This window comes from Streptomyces sp. NBC_00076 (assembly GCF_045041235.1).
Classification (GTDB): domain Bacteria; phylum Actinomycetota; class Actinomycetes; order Streptomycetales; family Streptomycetaceae; genus Streptomyces.
Window position 1 is genome coordinate 5,701,487 of sequence record NZ_CP108242.1, and the last position, 7,462, is coordinate 5,708,948.

Consider the following 7,462-nt stretch of genomic DNA (forward strand, 5'->3'; position numbering starts at 1 on the left):
GTCTCGGCGGCCTCGGCCTCGTGGCCGACGGTTCGTGTACGAGGAGATCCGGCGACGCGGCGAACTGGCCGTCGTGGACGGCTCCTTCCACGAGCTGCACCGCTACGGGCGCGACTGAGCCGGCCAGACCGAACAACTTCCGCGCCGACGACGCACGGCCACCACGCCGTTCCCGTCGTCCACGGCCCTGCGACAGGTGTCCCCCACCGCCTGCCGCCCACGGCTTTTGAAGCCCGCTGAGCGACAACCCACCCCACCGGGACGGTTCGCGCTCCACAGGCCAGTACGCACCAAGCCACAGCAGGCGGGCGTCCTCAGTGGGGATGCACCCCCTCTTTCGCATGCATTCAGAGGGAGAACATGAGATTCCTGGTTCTGGGTTCGGTCGAAGCATGGACGACTCCCCGTCACAAGATCGCGCTCAGCGGGTCCAAGCTGCGAACCGCCCTCGCCGCGCTGGTCCTCGCGCGCGGCAGGGTCGTCCCCGACTCCCGGCTGTCCGCCCTGCTGTGGGGCGAGGCCCCGCCCGCGACATCGGCCGCGCAGATACAGACGTACATGTCGCGGCTGCGGCAACTGCTCGGCGACCAGGCCGAGGTGGTCCGTCAGCGCCCCGGCTACCTGCTGCGGGTTCCGGACGGTACGGGGGAGGCGGGCACCTGGGACACGGACGTGGCCGAGTTCGAGCACTTCGCCGCGCTCGGCCGTGACGCGCTGGCCGGGGGCGACGCCGACAACGCCGCGCTGCTGTTGCGCAAGGCGCTGGCGGTCTGGCGCGGGCCGGTGCTGGGCGGAGTGACCGACTACCTGGCCGAGGCTGAGCGGGGCCGGCTGGAGGAGATGCGCCTGACCGTCCTCGAGCGCCGGATCGAGGCCGACTTCACTCTCGGGCGGCACGCCGAACTCGTCTCCGAGCTGACCGGCCTGGCCGCCTCCTACCCTCTCCGCGAGCATCTGTGCGGCCAGCTCATGACCGCTCTGTACCGGTGCGGGCGGCAGGCGGAGGCACTCACCGTGTATCAGGGCTGCCGCCGGACCCTGGCCGACGAACTGGGCATCGATCCCACCCCATCGCTGCAGCGGCTGCACCAGTCGATCCTCGTCGCCGCCCCCGTCCTGGCAACGCCCGCCCCGGCGGCCACCCGCGCCGAGCAACCCCGGCCGGCACCCGCGTCGCCCGCGGAACTGCCGCCCGCGCTGTGGGACTTCATCGGCCGGGAGCCGGAGATCATACGGCTGAGGACCCAGCTCGCCGGCCGGCAGCGCGCCGGGACCCCGGCCGTGGGCGTCGTCGTCGGCATGCCGGGCGTGGGCAAGACCTCGCTCGCGCTGCACGTCGCGCACCAGCTCGTCGACGAATATCCCGACGGCCAGCTCTGGGTGGACCTGCGCGGCACCTCGGTGACGCCGCTGGACCCCGCCGACGCGCTCGCCGACCTGCTGCGGGCGCTGGGCGTCGACAGCCGGGACATCCCGGCCGGCCTCGCCGAACGCACCCGGCTGTACCGCAGCACGCTCGCCGACCGGCGCTGCCTGATCGTGCTGGACGACGCCGCGGGTGCCCGGCAGGTGCGGCCGCTGGTGCCCGCCGCTCCCGGCTGCGGTGTCCTGGTCACCGGGCGCACCCAGCTGAGCGCCTTGGAAGGCGTACGTCCTCTCCTGCTCGGCACCTTCACCCGGTCCGAGGCGGCCGCGCTGTTGTGCAGCACGGTCGGCGAGGAACGGATCGGGGCCGACCCGGAGTCGGCCGAGGAACTGGCGGATGCCTGCGGGGGGCTGCCGCTGGCGCTACGGATCGCCGGATCGCGGCTGGCCGCCCGGCCGCACTGGACGCCGCGCGGGCTGGCCGACCGGCTCACCGACCCGCGGCGCGGTCTGGACGAGTTGTGCCTCGCCGATCTGGGGGTGCGCGACGTCCTGGCGGCCAGCTACCGCCTGCTGACCGAACCCGCCCGGCGCGCGCTGTGCCTGCTGGCCCGGCCGGACATCCCCGCCTTCAGCGCCCGTACGGCGTCGCTGCTGCTCGACCTGCCCCTGGACCAGGCGCAGGATGTGGTGGAACTGCTGGTCGACGATCACTTGTTGCAGCCCGTCGACGGCGAGTACCGCGGCTACCGCATGCACCGGCTGGTCCGGGCCTTCGGCCTGGAGCAGGCGACGCGCGGCGAGACGGGCCGGGACCAGCACACGCCCCTCGACCGGACCGGCCGACCGCGACTGGTCAGCGGACGCGGCGAAGTGGCCTGACCCCGCACTCCGCCGGCGGAAATCGGGCCTCCGGGAAGGGGGGACGGTCACCTTCTCCGGGCCGCCGGTGTCCGCGTCGACGGCCGTAGGGGCCGCCGGGCAGCCGCAGTCGGAGGCCGGGCTTCCGCTGGAGGGGTGCGCGTTCAGGAGCCGATGGTGACGTCCCCGCCGCCGGACTTGGCGGTCACCTTGTGCGCGGAGGCGGGGTCCGTCTTGACGGTCACCTTCTCCGAGCCGCCCTCGGCGTCGGCGTCGACGGCGTAGGGGCCGCCGGGCAGCCGCAGGCTGAGATCGCCGCCGTCGGTGCGTACGTCGGCGGTGTCGGGCGCGGCGGAGAACGCGGCGTCCGCGTCGCCGCCGGCGGTGTCGACGGTGAGATTCCCGGCCAGGGTGGTGACCTGGACGTCGCCGCCCTCGGAGGCAAGGGTCACGGCCAGTTTCCGGGGCACCTCCAGCCGGTACGACACCTCGCAGGGCGAGGAGTCCGACGAGCAGCCCTCGGTCTTCAGGCTGAGCGTGGAGCCGCTCACCGCGTGCTCGGTCGCCGGCTTGCCACCCGAGTAACGGAACTTCTCGGTCACCTGTACGGTCGTCCGGTCGCTGCCGACCAGCTCGATGAGACCGCCGTTGCTCTTGACGTTCAGTGCCGAGACGGACTCCTTCACTGTGTAGGAGTTGCTCTCGGAGGTCTCATCGTCCGTCATGCAACCGGAGAGAAGCGCCATGAGCGTCAGGGCTGCTGCGGCGTGAGCCTTGGTCTTCACGGTGGTGTTTCCTTTGCCTTTGGGTGACGTGGCGCGCGGAGGGCCGAAAGCCCCCAGTCGACAAGTCTGCTGACACCTCGAAGGGCTGTCAGGCGACCTCGATGGCAGGAGGCTGCGGTGGCAGCATGTTGCCGCCGCGGGCGCCCCCGGCCCGCCCCTTCGGCCGTACCCGGTGTGCCATGGTGATGCGGTGCCCCGGCTGACGGCCCGGGCTGCCGCGTCCGGCGTCCGGACGCCAGGACACCCACACCGAGGCGGCTGTGCCGGGTGTGCGCGGACCGACCGGGGGCCGGGACACATGGATGATCGTAGGGGTCGGGCCTGCCCGCGGCCTGCGGCGAAGCCCTCGCCATGGAAGCGCGATAGGTGCGGCATAGAGGCGCCCCGCACGCTGGTCGCGGTCAGCCGGCGGCACGCGGAAGACAGCGACGGGCCCCGGGACAACACGATTCAGCAGCGGAGGGCACCCGACATGGGCCGTCCCGTGCTCAACGGAATTCTGGCGGCCATAGGGGAAACCCCGTTGGTGGAGCTGGGAAAGGTCTTCCCTGGACTGGGCTCCAGGGTCTTCGCCAAGATTGAGAGGTTCAACCCGGGAGGAAGCGTCAAGGACCGGTCGGCCCTGGGCATGTTGCTCCGCAGGATCCAGGACGGCCAACTCGTCCCGGGGCGCTCGGTCGTGATCGAGTCGAGTTCCGGCAACCTGGCCGTCGGCATCGCCCAGATCTGCCGGTACTACGGACTCGACTTCATCTGCGTCGTCGACGCCAAGACCACACAGCAGAACCTGGCGCTCCTGCGCGCGTACGGAGCAAAGTTCGAAGTGGTCATGACGCCGGACCCGAAGACGGGCGAGTACCTCGCGGCACGTCTGGAGCGGGTGCGGGAACTGGTGGCGACCGTGCCGGGTGCCTACTGGCCCAACCAGTACTCCAACCCGCTGAACCCGCAGGCCCACCGGGAGACGATGAGGGAGATCGTCGAGACGCTGGACGGGAAGGTCGACTACCTGTTCGCCGCGGTCAGCACCTTCGGCACTCTGCGCGGTTGCTCGGAGTACCTGCGCGAACAGGGACTCGACACCACCGTCGTCGCGGTCGACGCCGTGGGCAGCAGGATCTTCGGACAGCAGGGCGCACCCAGGCTCATCCCGGGCCACGGAGCGTCCGTGCCACCGGCGCTCCTGGACCCGGACGCCGCCGACCACGTGGTCCATGTGACCGACATCGACTGCGTGGTGGCCTGCCGCCGGCTCGTCCTGACCGAGGCGGTGCTCGCCGGAGGATCCTCCGGCGCGACCGTGGCGGCTCTGGAGAAGTTCACCGGCCGCATCCCTCCCGGCTCCAACTGTGTCCTGATCTTCCCGGACGGGGGCGACCGATACCTGGACACCATCTACTCCGACCAGTGGGTCAGTTCGTCCTTCGGTGAGATCTCCCACCTGTGGAAGCAGCAGAAGGGCAGCGACAGCTGAACCCCTGCGCCTCCCACGGTCCGCCGGCTCCCCGCACACCGCACCGGCGGACCCTCAGGCGTGTCGCGCGCCCCGCGCGGTACTTGAAGGAATCGAACGAGAAGGGAGAGCCGCTCGTGCCCTCCAACGGTGAGCCGGCTGCCCCCACCAACCCGCTGCCTCCTGGACGGGGACAGCCCGAACCCCTGATCGAGAGAGTGGCCGCCTGGTCGGCACGCCGGCGCAAGGCCGCGCTGTTCGGCTGGCTCGCCTTCGTCGTGCTCACCTTCGCGGTGGGTGCGGCCGTAGGCGGCAAGGGGCCGCAGAACCACGACCCGGGAGAGTCGGGCCGGGCCCAGGTCATGATCGAGGAGGCGGGTGACGACACCCGGCCGCCCAGCGAGAACATCCTCGTCCAGGCCGGCGACGACTCCCCCGGCTTCCGCGATGACACCGCGCTCCAGAAGGCGGTCCAGGACGTGGGCAGCACGCTGCGCGGCCTGACCGGCAAGGTGTCGGACGTGGTGGTGCCGACGCCCGCCGAACCCGGCGGCCTGGTCTCCGCCGACGGCCGTTCCGTGCTCGTGACCTTCTCGCTCGCCGGACCCGGCCACGGCTGGGACAACGCGGCCGAGGTGGTCGAGCAGGCCCAGCAGAAGGTCGGGCAAGTCGCCGACCGGCACCAAGGTCTGACGATCGTCCAGGCCGGCGATGCCAGCGTCGACTTCGCCGTCGAGCAGGCCACCGCCGAGGACTTCGCCACCGCCGAGATGACCTCCGTCCCGCTGACGCTGGTCATCCTCCTCGTGGTCTTCGGCGCGCTGATCGCGGCGGGCATCCCGTTGCTGCTCGCCGTGACCGCCGTCCTCGCCTCCATGGGGCTGTTGACCCTGGCCGCCAACTGGCTCCCGGTGAACGACACCGCGTCCTCGGTGGTCCTCCTCATCGGCATGGCCGTCGGCGTCGACTACACCCTGTTCTATCTCCGCAGGGAGCGTGAGGAACGGCTGGCCGGACGCGACACCGCGCAGGCCCTGCGGATCACCGCGGCCACCTCCGGGCGGGCCGTGGTCGTCTCCGGGCTGACCGTCGCCGTCTCCATGGCGGGACTCTTCCTCACCGGCATCGACACCTTCACCGGCATGGCTGTCGGCAGCATCGCCGTGGTGCTGCTCGCGGTGGTGGGCTCGCTGACCGCGCTGCCCGCCGTCCTGTCCATGCTCGGCTCCAAGGTGGACGGCCTGCGCCTGCCCTGGATCGGCCGACGCCGCGCCGAGGCGCGCAGCTCCCGGGCCTGGACGGCGGTCGTGGCCCAGGTCGTGCGGCGGCCGGTGGTCTGGGGCGGGGCGGCGGTCGTCGCCCTGGTGTTGGCCGCGCTGCCCGCCGCCGGCATGCGGCTGGCCGACCCCTCACTCCAGGAGCGGTTCCCCGACAGCGTGCCGGAGATCTCCCACCTGGTCGCCATCCAGGAGGCGTTCCCCGGAAAGCCGGCCCCGGCACAGGTGGTCGTCACCGGATCCGCCGTCGGCACCGGTGCCTTCGACGAGGCCGTCACCGCCCTGCACGAGCAGGTGTCCCGCAGCGACGGGGCGCTGGCCGAACCGGTCAGGACCGCGAAGATCGGGGACGGCGGGACCGTCGTCGTCACCGTTCCGCTGGCAGGTACCGGCAACGACGCCGAGTCCCAGAAGGCGCTGGAGCTGCTGCGGGACACGGCACTGCCGCGCAGCCTCGGCGAGGTCGACGGACTGCGCTACGCCGTCACCGGGCAGACCGCCGGCCCGGCCGACATGGCGGCCGCGCTGGACAGCCGTACGCCGGTCGTCTTCGGGTTCGTCCTGATCTTCGCGTTCCTGCTGCTGGTCTCGGCGTTCCGGTCGCTGGCGATCCCGCTGGTGTCCATCGCGCTGAACGTACTGTCCATCGGCGCCGCGTACGGAGTCGTCACGCTGATCTTCCAGGACGGCCACCTCAGCGGACTGCTGGGCTTTGAGTCGTACGGCGGGATCATCAGCTGGCTCCCGCTGTTCATGTTCGTGATCCTGTTCGGCCTGTCGATGGACTACCACGTCTTCATCATCAGCCGGATCAGGGAACTGCGCATGGACGGTGCCGACACGAACACGGCCGTGACCCGGGGCATCGGCGGCAGCGCCGGCGTCGTCACCAGCGCCGCCGTGGTCATGATCGCGGTGTTCTCGATCTTCGCCACGCTGTCCATGCTCGACTACAAGATGCTCGGCATCGGCATGGCGGTGGCCATTCTGGTGGACGCCACGCTGGTGCGCGGCGTGCTGCTGCCCGCGGCGCTGGTCCTGCTCGGGGACCGCAGCTGGACACTGCCCCGGGCGTTCGCCTGGATCCCCGCGGTGGCCGCCGAGAAGAGCCCGGAACCGCCCGCCGCCGGCCACGAGAAGGCCACGGAGGACACCAGGACGGAGGAGAGGGACAAGGACGTCGAACGGGTCTGACACCCCGACCGTCCGGCACGCAGCGGCCCGGCCACCCCACCCGTGGGGCGGCCGGGCCGCCGTGTTCGCCGTCACGGCGCCCCGATAGCTCCGGTAGAGCCGGAGTATGGGAGCCCTCGGAAGGATGAACAGCACGATGCCCGCAGCCTGACGGACCTGTCCGCAGGCCACGGAGCCGGTGCCGCGTCACGGCGGGCAGCGCCGACACACCACCCCGACGAGGAGTTCTGTCATGGCCGACGAGCGTGCCGACGACCGTATGTACCACGTGGTCCTGAACGACGAAGAGCAGTACTCGATCTGGGCGGCGGACCGTGACCTCCCGGCCGGCTGGCGGGCCGAGGGCACCACAGGCACCCGCGAGGAGTGCCTGGCCCGGATCGGCGAGGTCTGGACCGACATGCGCCCGCTGAGCCTGCGCCGCCGCATGGAGCAGGCGAGCGCCTGACACCTGCCCGCCCTCCACCGCCGACGGTCGCCCGTCCGTCGGTGAGTCGTGCGCGGCCGAGCCGCACCCCATCCACCGC

General features: G+C 71.7%; 6 protein-coding genes. 4 read left to right on the plus strand and 2 right to left on the minus strand.

Annotation, left to right across the window (positions count from 1 at the left end; translation table 11 throughout):
* Nucleotides 1-360 precede the first annotated feature (360 nt).
* Nucleotides 361-2,247, plus strand: coding sequence for a BTAD domain-containing putative transcriptional regulator (locus tag OHA64_RS26000; RefSeq protein WP_405617044.1), 1,887 nt, complete (start codon nt 361-363; stop codon nt 2,245-2,247).
* Between the two features lie 143 nt (nt 2,248-2,390).
* Here the strand turns inward: OHA64_RS26000 and OHA64_RS26005 are convergent, their stop codons facing one another.
* On the minus strand, nt 2,391-3,011 hold the full coding sequence (locus OHA64_RS26005; RefSeq protein WP_405617046.1) for a DUF4097 family beta strand repeat-containing protein: 621 nt from the start codon (nt 3,009-3,011) through the stop codon (nt 2,391-2,393).
* 88 nt (nt 3,012-3,099) lie between these two features.
* A complete protein-coding gene (locus OHA64_RS26010) occupies nt 3,100-3,309 on the minus strand; it encodes a hypothetical protein (protein WP_405617048.1) in 210 nt (69 codons plus the stop codon).
* Nucleotides 3,310-3,483: 174 nt separating this feature from the next.
* Between OHA64_RS26010 and sbnA the strand changes: the two genes are divergently transcribed.
* From sbnA to OHA64_RS26025, 3 genes are all read left to right on the plus strand, one after another.
* On the plus strand, nt 3,484-4,485 hold the full coding sequence (gene sbnA, locus OHA64_RS26015) for a 2,3-diaminopropionate biosynthesis protein SbnA (protein ID WP_405617050.1): 1,002 nt from the start codon (nt 3,484-3,486) through the stop codon (nt 4,483-4,485).
* 116 nt (nt 4,486-4,601) lie between these two features.
* On the plus strand, nt 4,602-6,935 hold the full coding sequence (locus OHA64_RS26020; protein ID WP_405617052.1) for an MMPL family transporter: 2,334 nt from the start codon (nt 4,602-4,604) through the stop codon (nt 6,933-6,935).
* A gap of 232 nt (nt 6,936-7,167) precedes the next feature.
* Nucleotides 7,168-7,383 carry an MbtH family protein gene (locus OHA64_RS26025; protein WP_405617054.1) on the plus strand — a complete coding sequence of 72 codons (216 nt, stop codon included), beginning with the start codon at nt 7,168-7,170 and terminating at the stop codon, nt 7,381-7,383.
* Nucleotides 7,384-7,462: the final 79 nt, after the last annotated feature.

Coding starts and splice junctions, on each gene's coding strand:
- OHA64_RS26000 (WP_405617044.1), top strand. CDS start 361: ATGAGATTCCTGGTTCTGGGTTCGGTCGAAGCATGGACGACTCCCCGT.
- OHA64_RS26025 (WP_405617054.1), top strand. CDS start 7,168: ATGGCCGACGAGCGTGCCGACGACCGTATGTACCACGTGGTCCTGAAC.
- sbnA (WP_405617050.1), top strand. CDS start 3,484: ATGGGCCGTCCCGTGCTCAACGGAATTCTGGCGGCCATAGGGGAAACC.